This is a genomic window from Micromonospora sp. IBHARD004 (genome assembly GCF_052814115.1).
The window spans coordinates 1,859,272-1,874,989 of record NZ_CP199934.1 but is presented as its reverse complement, the minus strand read 5'-3'; the positions used below and the strand labels follow the sequence as shown (position 1 = coordinate 1,874,989).

Below are 15,718 nucleotides of genomic sequence, written 5' to 3'. Positions count from 1 at the left end.
GCTGTGGTGGGCTGGCGGGGCGTCGGCGGGCGGCTGCTCGCCGCGATCGAGGCGTGTTGGAGAAGTCGCTGGTCAGCACCGCGGGCAGCGGCGCCTGAGTCGGTCGGCTCGGCGGCCAGCGGCGGCGGCAGCGCCGCGGACGCCGGCGCTCAGGCGGCTTCGCGCAGGTCGGCCAGGCCGACCGGGGCGTGCCGGCGCAGCAGCTCCTCCAGCTCGGCCACCGAGGAGACCTCGCCGACGACGTTCGCGCCGCCGCCGAACTCGGGCCGGTAGCGGTGCGCCAGCCGGTAGCGGTACCGCCCCCGGATCAGCTCCACACTGACCCGCCAGCGCCCGCAGCAGCCGCACACCCACTCCCGCACCCGGCGAAGGTAGCTCTGACCTGCGGTTTCATCATCCTCCCGCGGGTGACGAACGGGCCCGGGCGGGGACACGCCGCCCCGCACCGGCGGTGATCTGCCTCACGGCTGTCGGTCCCGTCTGATTGACTGGTCGCCGTGGACCTGCCGATCAATCCGCCGGTCGAGCCGATGCTGGCCAAGAGCGTGCCCCAGCTCCCCTCCGCCCCCGGCATGACGTACGAGCCGAAGTGGGACGGTTTCCGCTGCATCATCTTCCGCGACGGTGACGAGGTCGAGCTGGCCAGCCGCGGCGGCAAGACGATGACCCGCTACTTCCCGGAGGTGGTCGAGCAGGCGCGCGCCCAGCTGCCGGACCGGTGCGCGGTCGACGGCGAGCTGATCGTGATCCGCCGCGACGGGCCGGGCGGCCAGCCCCGGCTCGACTTCGAGCTGCTCGCCCAGCGCATCCACCCGGCGGCCTCCCGGGTCAAGCTGCTCGCCGAGACCACCCCGGCCGACTTCGTCGCCTTCGACCTGCTGGCCATCGACGACGAGGCGCTGCTCGACCAGCCCTATCCGCAGCGCCGGGCCCGGCTGGAGAAGGCGCTGGCCAAGGTGCGTCCGCCGGTGCACGTCACCCAGGTGACCACCGAGCCGGAGACGGCCCGGCGCTGGTTCGAGGTCTTCGAGGGCGCCGGGCTGGACGGCCTGATCGTCAAGCCGGCCGACCTGCCGTACGAGTCGGGCAAGCGGCTGATGTTCAAGGTGAAGCACGCGCGCACCGCGGACGCGGTGGTGGCCGGCTTCCGCTGGCACAAGTCCGGCCCGGTGGTCGGCTCGCTGCTGCTCGGCCTCTACGACGACGCGGGGGTCCTGCACCACATCGGGGTGAGCTCGTCGTTCAGCGCGGCCCGCCGCAAGGAGCTGCTGGAGGAGCTGGAGCCGTACCGGGACGTGGCCGGCGACCACCCGTGGGTGCACGGCGACCACGAGCGGGGCCAGCGCATCCCCGGCGGGGTGAGCCGGTGGACCGGCACGAAGAACCTCGAGTGGGAGCCGCTGCGCCCGGAGCTGGTGGTCGAGGTCGGCTACGACGCGATGGAGGGCGACCGGCTGCGGCACACCGCCCAGTTCGTCCGCTGGCGGCCCGACCGCGATCCCCGCTCCTGCCGCTACGACCAGCTGGAGCGCCCGGTCCGCTACGACGTGGACCAGGTGCTGCGCGGGGATCCGGCGGCGACCGTCGGCAGCGCACCGGGCCCGGCGTAGCCTGGCCGTCGACACGATCACGGAAGGCTCCCACGTGACCCGCTTCTCCGACCGGATCCGACGGGTCCGCCTGACCCTGGCCGGGTTCGCCGCGGCGGTGGTGGTCACCGCCGGCTGCACGCTGCCGGCGTTCGCGCCGCGGACCGAGAGCCAGGGCGAGGCGGCCGCCCCCGGCAGCGCGCCGACCTGGCGGGCCTGCCCGGAGGTGGCCGACGAGCTGGTCGGCCGGGGCGCCGCGGGGATGCGCTACGAGTGCGCCCGGATCGCCGTGCCGCGCAACTGGGGCAGCGGCGCCACGACCGGCTCGACCGCCGGGCCCGGCGCCGGGGAGACCTTCGAGATCGCGCTGCTGCGGATCCGGTCGAACAGGCAGCACGACCGGATCGGCTCGCTGGTGGTCAACCCGGGCGGCCCCGGCGCGTCCGGTGTGGACACCGCCGTCTACCTCTCCTTCGGCTCCGCGTTCGGCGGGCTGCCGGCCGCGGTGACCGACCGCTTCGACATCGTCGGCTTCGACCCGCGCGGGGTGGCCCGGTCCAGCCCGGTCAAGTGCATCTCCGACGCCGACCTGGACGCCAGCTTCGGCTACGACCCCGACCCGGAGAGCCAGGCCGCGTTCGACGGCTTCGTCAACCTCAACCAGCGGATCGGGCAGCGCTGCGGCGACCGGTACGGCGACCAGCTCCCGCTCTACGGCACCGAGCAGGCGGCCCGGGACATGGACGCGGTCCGGGCCGCGGTCGGCGACGACAAGCTCACCTACCTCGGCTACTCGTACGGCACCCTGCTCGGCGCGACCTACGCGCAGCTCTACCCGGACCGGGTCCGGGCCCTGGTGCTCGACGGCGCGGTGGACCCGCAGCAGCAGCTGATCGCCGGGTCGGAGAGCCAGGCGAAGGGCTTCGAGCGGGCGTTCGGCAACTTCGCCCGGTGGTGCGCCGCGAACGCCGGCCGCTGCCCGATCGCCCCGGACGCCCGGGGCGCGGTCACCGCCGCCATCGACAAGGCGAAGGTCTCCCCGGTCCGGGGCGGCGACGGTCGGGAGGCCACCTCGGGCTGGGTCTTCTACGCGGTGATCTCCTCGCTGTACACCGAGTCGGGGTGGCAGGAGCTGGCCCGGTCGATCGACCGGCTCCAGGGCGGCGATCCGGCCGGGGTGTTCAAGCTCGCCGACGCGTACGCGGGCCGCGAGGACGACGGGCACTATTCCAACCTCTTCGACGCCAACCTCACGGTGAACTGCGCCGACGAGACCGAGAAGCCGACCCGGGAGCAGATCCGTCAGCTCCAGTCGCAGTGGCGGGACAAGTACCCGCTCTTCGGTCCGGCCCTGGCGGTGGGCATGCTGGGCTGCGTGGAGTGGCCCGGCGGGCGGGACCCGTACCCGACCGGCAAGGCGGTGGGCGCGCCGCCGATCGTGGTGGTCGGCACCACCGGGGACCCGGCCACGCCGTACGAGCAGACCGCCGCGCTGGCGTCGATGCTGGGCGTCGGGCGGGTGCTGACCTGGGAGGGCGAGGGGCACACCGCGTACCCGCAGACCGCCTGCGTCACCTCCGCCGTCGACGCCTACCTGATCTCGCTGACCGTTCCGAGAGAGGGGCTGCGCTGCCCGGCGCGTTGAGCGGCGCCCGGCGCTCCGGCTCGGGCAGCTCGATGCCCTGCCGTGCGGCCAGCTCCTCCAGCAGCGCCCGCATCCGCCGGACGTCGGCCTTGAGCTCCTCCTGCTCGTCGTGCTCGAACGCGTCGTCGTCGACGATCAGCCGGCTGGCGAAGTGCGCGGTGATCAGCGGGATGACCAGCAGCACCATGGTGGAGATGAGCAGCGCGGCGAGGAACCTGCCCTCGATGGTGGCGGGCGAGATGTCGCCGTACCCGACGGTGGAGGCGGTCACCACCGCCCACCAGACGGAGTCGGCGGCGCTCTTGCGCTCGGCCTGGCTGTAGAGGATGCCCGCCACCACGATCATCAGCAGATACGACGTGATCAGCGTCCGGGGTGAGTTGGCGAACCAGACCAGGCCTCGGTAGATCCACCGGAACGGCAGCAGCAGGAGGTCCATGGCGCACATGCTGCCGGGTGCCGGCAACCGACGCCCGTACATCGCCCGGTGTCGCTGTGTGAGGCTGCCGGTATGACCGACGTGATCTTCCGGGACGCCGTCCGGGCCGACCTGCCCGCCATCATCGCCCTGCTCGCCGACGACGTGCTGGGCAAGGCCCGCGACTTCACGGAGGTCGACGACGCGTACGAGAAGGCGTTCGCCGACATCGACGCCGACCCGCGCAACCACCTGGTCGTGGCGGACGCCGGCGGCGAGTTGGTCGGCTGCATGCAGATCACGTACATCCCGGGGCTGGGCCGGCACGGCGCGGAGCGGTCGCTGATCGAGTCGGTGCGGGTCCGGTCGGACCTGCGGGGCCGGGGGGTCGGCCGGGAGATGATGGTCTGGGCCATCGACCAGGCCCGGCTGCGGGGCTGCGCGCTGGTGCAGCTGACCACGGACAAGACCCGGGCCGACGCGCACCGCTTCTACCGCAACCTGGGCTTCGTGGCCAGCCACGAGGGGATGAAGCTGGCGCTCTGACCTCGCGGGCTGCCCTCCCCCATTCCGGGGAGCTGACTCCCCACCGCTCGGGATGGTCGCCGGTCCGCCCGCGGCCAGGCTGGGGAGGCAGCCGAGGGATCGGGGAACCGCCATGCGTACCGCCACGCCGACCAGCTCCGTCCGCCGCCCCCTGGACGGGCGGCCCGCGCCCGCCTGGGCGGTCCGGCTCGCCCACCTGGTCCCGCTGGTCACCCTGCCGTCCGGGCTGTGGCGGATCGCCCTGGTCGCCGGCGTGCCGCTCGGCGCGTCCGAGCACGGCGCGCCGGTCCGCCCGCACGGGTGGGAGAGCGTCTACATCGTCTCGCTGAGCCTGGTCTCCGAAGCGCTCGCCCTGCTGGCGCTCGGCCTGGTCCGGCCGTGGGGCGAGGTCCTCCCCCGCTGGCTGCCCGTGGTCGGCGGCCGGCGGGTGCCGCCGCCGCTCGCGGTGGCGGCGGCCACCGTCGGCGCCGTCGCGGTCACCCTGATCTGGGGGTACGCGGCCTGGGGCGTTCTCGTCCACGGCAACGACCTGAGCCTCACCCCGGCCGGCTTCGCGCTGCTGGTGGCCTGCTACGCCCCGCTGCTGCTCTGGGGACCGCTGCTGCTCGCGGTGACCGTCGCCTACCACCGCCGCCGCTGCCGCGCCTGATCCCGGCACACGCACCGACGCCGCCGCCACCTGGCCGCCCCTTCGCGGAACTCGCCAACGGCGGTCGGAGGGCGACCACGGCGACCTGCGCGGAGACGCTACGAAGCTTATGTCGCAGCCGACTCAGCCGAGGCCGGGCGGGCCCGCCGCGACAGCGCCGCCGATCCATCCACGACATCAGCTTCGTAGGCAGCGCCGAGGGGACCGGCCGCCCGGCGTGCCCGCACCGGGGCAGCGGCACAGCACCGCCCCGGTGGCGGCCGTCAGTCGTCGACCAGGCGGCCGTCGCGCAGGGTCAGGGTCCGGTCGGCCAGTTCGATCAGCGCCGGGTCGTGAGTGGCCACCAGCGCGGTCATGCCGCGAGCGTGCACCACCGCCCGCAGCAGGTCCATGATGGACCGCCCGGTCTCCGAGTCGAGCTGGCCGGTCGGCTCGTCGGCGATCAACAGGTCCGGCTCGTTCGCCAGGGCCCGGGCCACCGCCACCCGCTGCTGCTGCCCGCCCGACAGCTCGTACGGGCGCTGCGCGGCGTGCCCGCCGAGACCGACCAGCTCCAGCAGCACCGCGACCCGCTGCTCCCGCTCGGCCGCCGGTACCCGGGCCAGCCGCAGCGGCACCCCGACGTTCTCCGCCGCGGACAGGATCGGCACCAGCCCGAAGGTCTGGAACACGAAGCCGACCGTCCCCCGGCGCAGTCGCAGCAGCTCCCGCTCACCGGCCGCCGTCACGTCGTGCCCGGCCACCCGCACCCGGCCCGAGTCCGGCCGGTCCAGCCCGCCGACCAGGTTGAGCAGCGTGGTCTTGCCGGCGCCGGAGCGGCCCCGCACGGCGACCAGCTCGCCCCGCCCGGCGGAGAACGAGACGTCCCGGACGGCGTGCACCGCGTGCTCGCCCCGGCCGAAGGTGCGGCTCACCCGGTCGACCCGGACCACCGCGGTGGTGGTCGCGCCCGCCGACGTCGCGGACAGCTGCTCGGTCATGCCTCACTCCGTTCGGCGTGCGCCCGGTCGCCGGGCCGCACCTCGACGTGGTCGGGTTCCAGGTTGAGCCGGACCCGGTCGCGCAGGGACAGCGCGTCGACGAAGGACGCCGGCAGCTGCATCCGACCGGTCCGGTCGAGCACGGCGTACTCCTCGCTGACCAGCTCGGTGCTGCCGTCCGCGCCGATCCGGGCGGTGCGGCGTACCTCGGAGGCGGTCCGGCCGTCGCGGATCGCGACGGTCCGGCGGACCTGGCCGGCCACCGCGTGGTCGTGGGTGACCACCACGATGGTCACGCCCAGCTCGGCGTTGATGGTCCGCAGCGCGGCGAAGACCTCCGCGCCGGTCGCCTCGTCCAGCTCGCCGGTCGGCTCGTCGGCGAAGAGCACCTCCGGGTCGTTGGCCACCGCCACCGCGACCGCGCAGCGCTGCTGCTCGCCGCCGCTCATCTGGCCCGGCCGCCGGTCCGCGCAGTAGCCGACCCCGACCAGGTCGAGCAGCTCCCGGGCCCGCTCGCGCCGGGCCCGCCGGGCCCGCCCACCGGCCAGCTTCATCGGCAGCTCCACGTTCTCCACCGCGGTCAGGTACGGCAGCAGGTTGCGGCCGGTCTGCTGCCAGACGAAGCCGACCATCTTCCTCCGGTAGCTGAGCCGACGCCCGTGGGACAGGGCGAGCAGGTCGTACTCGGCGACCCGGGCGATGCCGGCGGTGGGGGTGTCCAGCCCCGAGAGGATGTTCAGCAGGGTGGACTTGCCCGAGCCGGAGGCGCCGACGATCGCGACCAGCTCGCCCCGGTCGATGACCAGGTCGAGCCCCTGCAGGGCGACCACCTCCACCCCCTCGGTCTTGAAGATCCGGACCAGGCCGTCACAGACGATGTGCCCGCGCAGCCGGTCCTGGCCGCCGGCCCGCTCGGCCGCGCGCTGCGCGGCCCGCAGTTGCAGGGCGGCCAGGTCCGGCACCGCGGACGCCTCGGCGGTGGCTGTCATCTCAGCTCTCCTCTCCGAGCCGGAGCACCTCACCGAGGCGCATCCGACGGTTGTTCAGGGCCTCGACGGCGACCGCGAAGCCGAGGGCCAGCACGGCCAGCCCGAGCACCCCGGCGACCAGACCGGGTTCGAAACGCACCCGCACCGCCGCGCCCCCGGTGAACGCGGGCAGGCCGAGGACGGGGGTCAACAGCAGCGGCAGCAGCGCGCCGACCAGCGCGCCGGTGAGCACCGACACCAGCACCAGCGGAGTCAGCTCGACCAGCAGCAGCCCCCGCCACTGCCGGCGGGACAACCCCATGGTGCGCAGCCGGGAAAGCACCTGGCCACGCCCGCGCGCCCCGGCCAGCACCGCGAACGCCAGCGCGAGCAGGCCCAGCGCCGTGCCGCCGGCAGCACCGATGGTGAAACCGAAGACGAGCAGCCCGTTCACCCCGCTGCCGCCGAGTTCCGCCCGCACGGCCGACCAGGTACGCACCTCCGGCTGGCGGGGCCGCTCCCCACCGGTGACCGACCCGCTGCGCTGGTAGCGGCGCTGCCCCTCGTCGACCACCCGGCTCACCGCCGCCGCGTCGATGCCGTCGCCGGCCAGCACGAAAGCGGTGGGGATCAGCGGGTGCGGGGCGTCCGCCGGCAGCGTCGGCCAGGGCAGCACCGCGAAACGCTCGATGTTCCGGTCGACCAGCGGGAACTCCTCGACGGTCCGGGCCATCCGGACCGGCAGCCGGTTGCCCTGCACGTCGAGCCAGGCCGGCCGCCGGCCCGCGGCGTCGGCGAGCCCCGCGTCGGCGAGGTCCGCGGCCAGTGCCGGGGAGACCAGCGCCGGCAGCGGCGTCGAGCCGTCACCGGTGGTACGGAGGACGTCGGGCACCGCGACGCCGGCGCGGCGGCTCACCTCCGCGAAGGTGGCCCCGTCGACCAGCAGCACCTGGGTCTCCCCGACCCCGCCGAACCGGCCGGCGGCGTCGGCGTAGGGGCGCTGGGCCGACTCGACCAGCAGCGGGGCGACCGCCCGCACCCCGGGCAGCCCGGCCAGCGCCGCCGTGGTGTCCGGGGCGAACCGTTCCCCGTCGACCAGCACGTCACCGGGGACCGCGCGGGAGGCGGCCCGGTCCCGGCCGGCCTCGATGCCGGCGGCCACCACCCCGCAGAACGCGGCCGTCGCGACCGCCAGCACGACCACCACCAGCGGCGCCGTCGCGGCGGCCCGGCCGGCCCGCGCCGTACCGAGGAAGGCGACGCTGCCCCGGGCCCGGGCGGCGGCCCGGCTGAGCAGCCGCAACGGCCACGGGTAGGCGCGCAGCGCGAGCAGCGCCGCGGCGATCGCCACCAGCACCGGCACGGACACCAGCAGCGGGTCCACCGACCCGCCGAGGGTCAGCCCCCGGCGGCGCAGCAGGAACGCCCCGAGCACGGCCACGCCGAGCAGGCACACCTCGACGGTGAGCCGGACCGCGGTGGACCGGGCGCCGACCAGATCGGCCCGGCCGGACGTCCGCTGCCCGGTCAACGCGGCGACCGGCAGCGCCAGCGTCGCCAGCGCGGCGGCGAGCAGCACCCAGCGCAGTTGCGAGCCGCCGCCGGGCAGCAGACCGCCGAGCAGCCAGCCGGCGCCGGCCGCGACCGGCAGCACCAGCAGCGACTCGGCCAGTCCGCGGCGCAGCACCACGCCGGCCGAGCCGCCCCGGGCGCGCAGCAGCACGTACTCGGTCCGGCGGCGGCGGGCCGCCAGCCCGGCGGCGAGCACGGTCAGGCCGACCAGGGTGGCGAGCAGCCCGGCGGCGATGACGGCGAGCAGCGTACGGGCCGCGGTGAGCGACCTGGCGAACTGCCGCAGCGGGATGTCCACGCCCTGGGTGAGGGTGAGCCCGGCCGGGCGGGCTCGCTCCAGGCCGGCCAGCCCGGCGATCAACGCGCCAAGCTGGCCGGGGGACAGCCGGTCCGGCGCGATCCGGTAACGCCAGGCGAAACTGACCGGCCAACCCGCCGCGACCAGCGCGTCGAGGCCGGCGTCGCCGGTCACCCCGACGGCCAGGAACGGCTTGCCGTCCCCCACGGGCGCGGCGAGCCGCAGCAGCGACGGGAGGGTGTCCCAGACCCCGTCGTTGCGGTCGGTCGGCCGGAACACGCCCACCAGCGTGATCTTCTTCGCCTTCAGCGGTTTGCCGTCGGCGTCCAGGACGGAGAGCCGGAGCCGGCTGCCGGCGCGCAGCCCGAGCGGGCCGGCGACCGTGTCGGCGAGGGCCAGCTCGACGGAGCCGTCCGCGGTCACGCCCGCCTCCGGCCACCGGCCCTCGACCAGGGTGGCCGCCTCCCGGACCCCGCCGAGGGTACGCACGGTGAGGTCGATCAGTCCCTTGTCGGCGGTCAGGTCCGGCCCGGTGAGCCGGCTGAACATGGTCCGCGCGAAATACCAGCGCTCGCCGACGGACTGCCGCACGGCCGGGGGCATCCGTCCCTGGAGGGCGTCCAGCTCGGCGGCGCGGGAGGCGGCCACCGCCCGGCTCATCCCCAGGATCGGCTCCTCCGCCGTCGTGTAGAGCAGGTCCCGGCGGGCCACCGGCTGCCCGGCGACGTGCTCCCGCAGCCCCTGCCCGGTCAGCCGGTCGGCGACCCGGGGCACCGCCGTGATCAACAGCGCGGTGACCAGGGTCAGCACCGCAAGCAGCAGGAAGTGGCCGCCGTAGGCCCGCACCCGCCTCAGCACCCCGAGGACACTCATCCTTCTCCCCCGATCCGCAGTTGCTGGGCGGCCACCCGCCGCCGGATGCCGGTCGTGATGGCGGCACTGAAGGCGAGGGCCGCCAGCAGCAGCCCGAGCGCGGTCAGCCCGATCGGTGTCCAGGGCAGCAGGAAGGCGGCGTCGGGCACCGGCCGGCCGGCGGCCGGGGTGAGGATCACCAGGGGCACCATCGTCGCCGCGACACCGGCGCCCACCAGCAGCCCGACGCCGACCCCGATGCCGGCCAGGAAGGCCTGCTCGGCCAGGAGCGCCCGGGCCAGCAACCGGGGCGCGGCGCCCAACGTGTGCAGCACGGCGAACTCCCCCAGCCGGTGCCGGGCGGTGGCCCAGACGTCGACCGCCAGGCCGACCAGGGCCAGCAGCACCGAACCGAGCGCGGCCGCGAGCAGCCCGGTCCGCGCCCCCAGCCAGTACGGATCCCGGGCCGCCTCGGCGACGACGGCGCGCCGGTCGAGCAGGGTCACCCCGGGCAGCCCCGCGAGCGCGGTCGCCGCTTCGGCGTGCCCGGCCGCGTCGGTGCCCAGCCAGCACTCGGGCACCGGCCGGACCGTGCCCTGCCGCCGGAGCAGCCAGTCGGTCGCCGCGGGCAGGTCGACCAGCACGCCACCGCCGCTGTCGGCCGTCGCAGGAACGGCCTCGACCTCGCCGACCACCTTGACCGGCAGGGTCACGCCGGCCAGCGAGAGGCTGACCGTGTCGCCGGTACGGACGTTCAGCGCGGCCCGGGTCCGGGGGGTCAGCAGCGCCGGCGCCGGCGCGTTGTCGCCGCCCGGCACCACGACGAACCGGGACGGCGGCGGATCGGCGAACCGGCCGCCCTCGGGGATCACCACCCGGTACGTGGCGTCGACGGTCCCGCCCTCGACCAGGGCCGGCCCGATCGGTCCCTGGCCGGTGTCGGCGAGGTTCCACCCGCCGGTCAGCGCCAGCGGTAGTCGGGCGCCCGCGGCGTCGACCAGCCCGAGCCCGTCGACGCGCAGCCGGTAGCTGCCGCCCGTCGCCTCGCCCGCATCGGCCTCGAACCCGGCGAGGCGCAGCGGGGCGCCACCGGTGTCGGGCAGCCGCACGGCGAAGGGCACCCGGCGGCCGTCACCCGTCCCGGTCGCCAGCGGCAGCCGCCACGCCGTACCGCCGTCGGTGGTGACCAGCGCCGTCACCTCCACCCGCGGATTCCCGTCCGACTCGACGGGGGTACGGACGGTGCCGGTGAGCTGCCGCGCGGTGGCCGGCAGGACGGTCCCGGCCGGCGCGCCGCGGCCCCGGACCAGCCGGTCGAGCAGCTCGGTGGCGGACGCCCCGCCGGCGGCGTCGTCCAGCCGGAGCGCGCCGGCGGCGTCCGCCGCGTCCAGGCTCACCACGGTCGCCGGCAGGTCGTCCCGGCCGACCCGGACGTCGTCCCGCCAGGCCGGCAGCACCCGGTCCACCCCCGGCACCGCGGTCAGCCCGGCGACCCGGTCGGCCGGGGCGACGCCGTTGCGTTCGACCAGCCGCAGGTCGGCGCCGACGCGGTGCTGGGCCTGGTCGCGCTGCGACCCCTCCCACGAGGCCACCAGCGACCAGGCGAGGGTGCTGCCGCCGACGGCCAGGGCGAGCAGGAGCACCGGACCGGCGTGCGGGCGCCGGCCCGCCTGCCACATCCCGAACATCGTCGCCGTCCAGGGCCGCCGGTCGACGAACCGCTCGGCGAACCGGGTCGCCGGGGGCAGCAGCCGCAGCGCGACGACCGCCCCGGCCAGCACGCCGAGGGTCGGCGCGGCGGCCAGCAGCGGGTCGATGCCGAGGCCCCCGCCGGCCCCCGCTAGGGGCGACGCGTACTGCCGCAGCTGGGTCCAGGCGAGCACGGCGAGCGCCACCAGGGCGAGGTCGACGCCGGCCCGCTGCACGGCAGCGCCCCGGGTGGGGCGGGAGCGGGCCGCCATGTCGGCGACGTAGGTGCCGGCCCGGCGCAGCGCCGGCAGCACCATGGCGAGCAGGCAGCCGACCGCGGTGGCGACCGCCACCGCCCAGACCGGGCCGCCGCCGCCGTCGGTCAGCCGGAGATCCGCCGTGCCGGCGCCGAGCCGGCGCAGCGCCTCGCCGGCCAGCGCCGGCGCGAGCAGCACGGCCGGCGCCACCACCAGCGTCGCCTCGCGTACGGCGAGGCCGGCGAGCTGGCCGCGGGCCGCGCCCCGGGCGCGCAGCAGCGCGGTCTGCGCCCGCCGGTCCTCGTTGAGCAGCGCGGCGACCAACACCAGCGCGTACCCGCCGAGGACCACGATCAGCAGCAGCGGGGTGAGCAGGGCGGAGCGGCCGACCAGGTCGGCCCGGCCGAGCCGGTCGATCAGCCGGTCCATGGTGGTGACGCTCTGCGCGGACGAGCCGAGACCGGTGGCCTCCGGGAGCTGCGCCGAGATCGCGGCGACGGCCTGCTTGACCGTGGTCAACCGGCTCGGCTCGACCACGGCGAGATCCGGCGCGACCAGCCAGGACGCCGAGCTGGTGCCGGGGAAGGTGCGGGCGAAGTCGGCCGGGTCGAGGGCGAACGGCCCGTACGAGGTGACCGCGCCGGTCCCGCCGTCGCCGACGCCGGGGGCCAGCCGCCAGTACACCTCGGCCGGGTCGCGGGGTCGCCAGGTGCCGGCGAGCACCACCTCGCCGGCCCGCTCGGCGCTGCGGTCGAAGAGCGGCACCCGGTCGCCGGTGCGCAGCCCGAGCTGGCCGGCGACCTTCTCCGGCAGGGTCACCTGCAGCGGGGTGGCGCCCGGGGTGGGCCACGCGCCGGCGGTCAGCTCGGCGTGCCCGGCCAGGTCGCCGAGGGTGGCGAGGTTGGCGAAGAGCGGATCGTCGCCGACCCGGGCCGCGCCGAGGTCGCCGGTCAGCTCCCGCCCGGTGCCGTAGCGGGCCGCGGCGATGGTGACGGGCACCCCGCCCAGGCCGTCGGTGAACTGGGCGCGTACCGCCCGGTCCCGGTCGACGTACGCGGCGGTGTCCGCACCGCCCGACCCGCTCACCAGCAGGCTGCGCTCCTCGGCGGGCGCCGCCTGGAGGAGCGCCCGCTGCCCGGCGGCGACCGCCCGGCGGTTGTAGTCGGAGAGACCGGTGACCAGCGCGACCGCGACCAGGGCCGCGACCGCGGCGGCGAGCAGCAGCCCGCGCGCCTCGACGGCCCGCCTCCACACCAGTTTCATCCGACGCCTCCCCGGGCCCCCGACGGGCCGACGACCAGGAAGACCAGTCGGGGCGCGGGAAAGGTTCGCGCCCGTTACATGATCGTTACCGGGACGGCGGCAGGGGTCAGTCCCGGGGTCGGTCGCGGTCCTTGGAGGGCTGCACCCGCTTGGGCTCGCCGGGCATCTTCGGGTGGTCCGGCGGGTACGGCAGGTCGCCCTGGCCGGCGGCGGCGTCCCGCTCGGCCCACTCCAGCAGCGGCGTGATGTCCCACGGGGCGTCGTCGATGCCGGCGTGCGGGTCGCCCCGCTCGGCGAGCCGGGCCGGCACGCTGCCCAGGTGGAAGTCGTCCGGATCGACCTGGGGCAGCTCGTCCCAGTCGACCGGGGTGGAGACGGTGGCCCGGGCGTTGGCCCGCAGCGAGTACGCGCAGGCGATCGTCCGGTCCCGGGCCATCTGGTTGTAGTCCACGAAGACCCGGCTGCCCCGCTGCTCCTTCCACCAGGCGGTGGTGATCAGCTCCGGGCGCCGGCGTTCCAGCTCGCGGCCCAGAGCGATGGTGGCCCGGCGCACCTCGGTGAACGTCCACCGCGGGTGGATCCGCAGGTAGACGTGGACGCCCCGGCCGCCGGAGGTCTTCGGCCAGCCGGTCGCGCCCAGCTCGTCCAGCAGCGCGCGCAGCTCACCGGCGGCCGTCACCGCGTCGGCGAAGTCGGTGCCGGGCTGCGGGTCGAGGTCGATCCGCAACTCGTCGGGGCGGTCCACGTCGGCGGCGCGCACCGGCCACGGGTGGAACACCACGGTGCCCATCTGCGCGGCCCACGCGACGTGCGCGAGGTCCGCCGGGCACAGCTCCGCGGCCGTCCGGCCGCTGGGAAAGCTGATCTCCGCGGTCCGCACCCACGGCGGTACGCCCCGGGCCGGCACCCGCTTCTGGAAGAACATCTCCCCCTCGATGCCCTCCGGGAAGCGCTGGAGCGTCGTCGGGCGATCCCGCAGAGCCCGCATGATCCCGTCGCCGACCGAGAGGTAGTAGCCGAAGACGTCCGCCTTGGTGAACCCGCGCTGCGGGAAGATCACCCGGTCCGGGCTGCTTAGCCGTACGGTGTGCCCGGCCACCTCGATCTCCGCGGCCGCTGCCTTGGTGCCACCCATTGCGCGACCATATGCGATGGCACCGACGCCCGGCGTACCGTTGAACGGTGAGTCTTGATAAGAGCGAACTGCCCCGTACCGAGGAAGAGTGGCGGGTCCGGCTGAGCCCCGAGGAGTTCCACGTGCTCCGCGAGGCCGGCACCGAGCGGCCGTGGACCGGCGAGTACGTCGACACCAAGACCCCCGGCGTCTACCACTGCCGGGCCTGCGGCCTGGAGCTGTTCCGCAGCGACGCCAAGTTCGACTCGCACTGCGGCTGGCCGAGCTTCGACGACGCCATCCCGGGCGCGGTGAAGGAGATCCCGGACCGCACCCTCGGCATGCTCCGTACGGAGATCCGCTGCGCCCGGTGCGACAGCCACCTGGGGCACGTCTTCGAGGGCGAGGGTTTCACCCCGAAGGACACCCGGCACTGCGTGAACTCGCTCTCCATCCAGCTCGAGCCGGGCCAGGGCTGACCGGCGTCGTCCCGGCGCCGGCCGGTCAGAGCAGCAGCCGGCTGCCCTGGTCGTCCACCTGGTCGGCGGACTCGTCGTCGAGCCAGACGCCCCCGGTGGCGAGGTAGCGGAAGCGGTACTCCCCCGGGGCGAGCCGGACGGTCACCGTCCGGGTGCCGTCGCGGCGGGTCACCAGCTCGTGCCGGCCGGGCTGCCAGTCGTTGAAGCAGCCGACGACGCTCACCGTGCCGGGTGGGGTGTCCCGCGGCAGGCAGAAGGTGACCCGGGTCTGGTTGCCGAAGAGCTTGTTGCGCTTGATCACGTGGTCCTCCGGGGTTCGAGGCTGTCACCGGGCCTAACGCGCGACACGCCGGGAGCGACTCGCCGTCGAGCGGGATCAGGTTCGCCGGTTTCGGTTGCCCGGATGTGTCCGGTGCTCGACGCTGGTGTGACATGTCCGTATCGGGGGGTTTTGGAATGGCTACCTGCGAGGTCTGCGGTAACGACTACTGGATGGCGTTCGAGGTGCGCACGGTCAGCGGGGACGTGCACACCTTCGACTGCTTCGAGTGCGCGATCCACAAGATGGCGCCGATCTGCGAGCACTGCCAGATCAAGATCGTCGGTCACGGCGTCGAGGTCTCCGGCCGCTTCTTCTGCTGCGCGCACTGCGCCCGCGCCGTGGAGGCCACGGAGGGCGCCGAGATCCGCGACGCGGTGGGCGCCCGCCCCGCCTGAGCGGCGGCCCGGCCACCCCACCGCCGAGCCCGGCCGCGGTACAGGAGCCGCCTCCGCGGGAGGCGTCCCCGAGGGGGCCTACCATCGCGGGATGCCGTCGCCGCCTGTCGAGGTCCGGGTCGCCGCCTTCGCCGACCTGGACGCCCGCACCTTCCACGACCTGCTTCGGCTGCGCATCGACGTGTTCGTGGTGGAGCAGGCGTGCCCGTACCCGGAGCTGGACGGCCGGGACGTCGAGCCGGGCACCCGGCACCTCTGGCTGACCCGGGACGGCGACGTTCTGGCGTACCTGCGGATCCTGGCCGACCCGGGCGGCGTGACGCGGATCGGCCGGGTCGTGGTGGCGCCGGCGGCCCGGGGCGGCGGCCTGGCCGGCCGGCTGATGACCGAGGCGCTCGCCCAGGTGGGCGACCGGCCGTGCGTGCTGGAGGCGCAGACGCACCTGGTCCGCTTCTACGCCGGACACGGCTTCACCGTCAGCGGCGCCGACTACGTCGAGGACGGCATCCCGCACACCCCGATGCGCCGCGACGCGTGACCCGCCAGGGACGGGACGGGAGACCGCGGAGTCAGTAAGCGGGCTCGACGACGACCGCACCGCCGACCAGGACGACCCGACCGGAGACCTCGACCGTCGACACTCCAGGGCCCGGATCCGGATCCGGTGGTCCCGTGCTGGTGG

General features: G+C 75.5%; 15 protein-coding genes. 7 read left to right on the top strand and 8 right to left on the bottom strand.

All coding sequences use genetic code 11. The features are described 5' to 3' along the window. Positions 1 to 149: 149 nt before the first annotated feature. The gene (locus ACTWO6_RS09245; RefSeq protein ID WP_319460992.1) at positions 150 to 362 is read right to left on the bottom strand and encodes a hypothetical protein; all 213 of its coding nucleotides are present in this window, start codon (positions 360 to 362) and stop codon (positions 150 to 152) included. Between the two features lie 135 nt (positions 363 to 497). Here ACTWO6_RS09245 and ACTWO6_RS09240 point away from each other — a divergent pair, with 135 nt between their 5' ends. Both ACTWO6_RS09240 and ACTWO6_RS09235 read left to right on the top strand, forming a co-directional pair. Then, positions 498 to 1,610, top strand: a complete 1,113-nt coding sequence (locus ACTWO6_RS09240) for an ATP-dependent DNA ligase (protein ID WP_446219230.1) — start codon at positions 498 to 500, stop codon at positions 1,608 to 1,610. A 55-nt stretch (positions 1,611 to 1,665) separates the two neighbouring features. After that, positions 1,666 to 3,234 (top strand): alpha/beta hydrolase, encoded by a 1,569-nt coding sequence (locus ACTWO6_RS09235; RefSeq protein WP_446220606.1) that lies wholly within the window; start codon positions 1,666 to 1,668, stop codon positions 3,232 to 3,234. On the opposite strand, the gene ACTWO6_RS09230 is transcribed toward ACTWO6_RS09235, so the two are convergent. Beyond that, on the bottom strand, positions 3,161 to 3,673 hold the full coding sequence (locus ACTWO6_RS09230) for a potassium channel family protein (protein ID WP_446219229.1): 513 nt from the start codon (positions 3,671 to 3,673) through the stop codon (positions 3,161 to 3,163). The two genes, ACTWO6_RS09235 and ACTWO6_RS09230, sit on opposite strands and share 74 nt — an antisense overlap. Before the next feature lie 72 nt (positions 3,674 to 3,745). Here ACTWO6_RS09230 and ACTWO6_RS09225 point away from each other — a divergent pair, with 72 nt between their 5' ends. Both ACTWO6_RS09225 and ACTWO6_RS09220 read left to right on the top strand, forming a co-directional pair. Then, positions 3,746 to 4,198 carry an N-acetyltransferase family protein gene (locus ACTWO6_RS09225; protein WP_446219228.1) on the top strand — a complete coding sequence of 151 codons (453 nt, stop codon included), beginning with the start codon at positions 3,746 to 3,748 and terminating at the stop codon, positions 4,196 to 4,198. Between the two features lie 112 nt (positions 4,199 to 4,310). Beyond that, positions 4,311 to 4,847: a hypothetical protein gene (locus tag ACTWO6_RS09220; protein WP_446219227.1), complete on the top strand. Its 537-nt coding sequence runs from the start codon at positions 4,311 to 4,313 to the stop codon at positions 4,845 to 4,847. 263 nt (positions 4,848 to 5,110) lie between these two features. Here the strand turns inward: ACTWO6_RS09220 and ACTWO6_RS09215 are convergent, their stop codons facing one another. The 5 genes from ACTWO6_RS09215 to ligD all read right to left on the bottom strand — a co-directional run bounded on the left by ACTWO6_RS09215 (position 5,111) and on the right by ligD (position 13,861). Further along, positions 5,111 to 5,827 (bottom strand): ABC transporter ATP-binding protein, encoded by a 717-nt coding sequence (locus ACTWO6_RS09215; RefSeq protein WP_446219226.1) that lies wholly within the window; start codon positions 5,825 to 5,827, stop codon positions 5,111 to 5,113. Beyond that, the gene (locus ACTWO6_RS09210; protein ID WP_446219225.1) at positions 5,824 to 6,816 is read right to left on the bottom strand and encodes an ABC transporter ATP-binding protein; all 993 of its coding nucleotides are present in this window, start codon (positions 6,814 to 6,816) and stop codon (positions 5,824 to 5,826) included. The genes ACTWO6_RS09215 and ACTWO6_RS09210 overlap by 4 nt, the downstream gene beginning before the upstream one ends. A 1-nt stretch (position 6,817) precedes the next feature. Beyond that, positions 6,818 to 9,538 carry an FtsX-like permease family protein gene (locus ACTWO6_RS09205; RefSeq protein ID WP_446219224.1) on the bottom strand — a complete coding sequence of 907 codons (2,721 nt, stop codon included), beginning with the start codon at positions 9,536 to 9,538 and terminating at the stop codon, positions 6,818 to 6,820. Next, positions 9,535 to 12,726, bottom strand: a complete 3,192-nt coding sequence (locus ACTWO6_RS09200; RefSeq protein ID WP_446219223.1) for an FtsX-like permease family protein — start codon at positions 12,724 to 12,726, stop codon at positions 9,535 to 9,537. Before ACTWO6_RS09200 ends, ACTWO6_RS09205 begins: the two co-directional genes overlap by 4 nt. Before the next feature lie 106 nt (positions 12,727 to 12,832). Further along, the gene (gene ligD / locus ACTWO6_RS09195) at positions 12,833 to 13,861 is read right to left on the bottom strand and encodes a non-homologous end-joining DNA ligase (RefSeq protein WP_446219222.1); all 1,029 of its coding nucleotides are present in this window, start codon (positions 13,859 to 13,861) and stop codon (positions 12,833 to 12,835) included. Positions 13,862 to 13,908: 47 nt separating this feature from the next. Between ligD and msrB the strand changes: the two genes are divergently transcribed. After that, entirely contained in the window at positions 13,909 to 14,319 is a 411-nt protein-coding gene (gene msrB / locus ACTWO6_RS09190) for a peptide-methionine (R)-S-oxide reductase MsrB (protein WP_446219221.1), read from the top strand. A 25-nt stretch (positions 14,320 to 14,344) separates the two neighbouring features. Here the strand turns inward: msrB and ACTWO6_RS09185 are convergent, their stop codons facing one another. Next, positions 14,345 to 14,620 (bottom strand): isoamylase early set domain-containing protein, encoded by a 276-nt coding sequence (locus tag ACTWO6_RS09185; RefSeq protein ID WP_446219220.1) that lies wholly within the window; start codon positions 14,618 to 14,620, stop codon positions 14,345 to 14,347. A gap of 155 nt (positions 14,621 to 14,775) precedes the next feature. Here ACTWO6_RS09185 and ACTWO6_RS09180 point away from each other — a divergent pair, with 155 nt between their 5' ends. Beyond that, positions 14,776 to 15,036 carry a Prokaryotic metallothionein gene (locus ACTWO6_RS09180; RefSeq protein WP_446219219.1) on the top strand — a complete coding sequence of 87 codons (261 nt, stop codon included), beginning with the start codon at positions 14,776 to 14,778 and terminating at the stop codon, positions 15,034 to 15,036. 91 nt (positions 15,037 to 15,127) lie between these two features. Beyond that, entirely contained in the window at positions 15,128 to 15,574 is a 447-nt protein-coding gene (locus ACTWO6_RS09175) for a GNAT family N-acetyltransferase (protein ID WP_446219218.1), read from the top strand. The last annotated feature ends 144 nt before the right edge of the window (positions 15,575 to 15,718 follow it).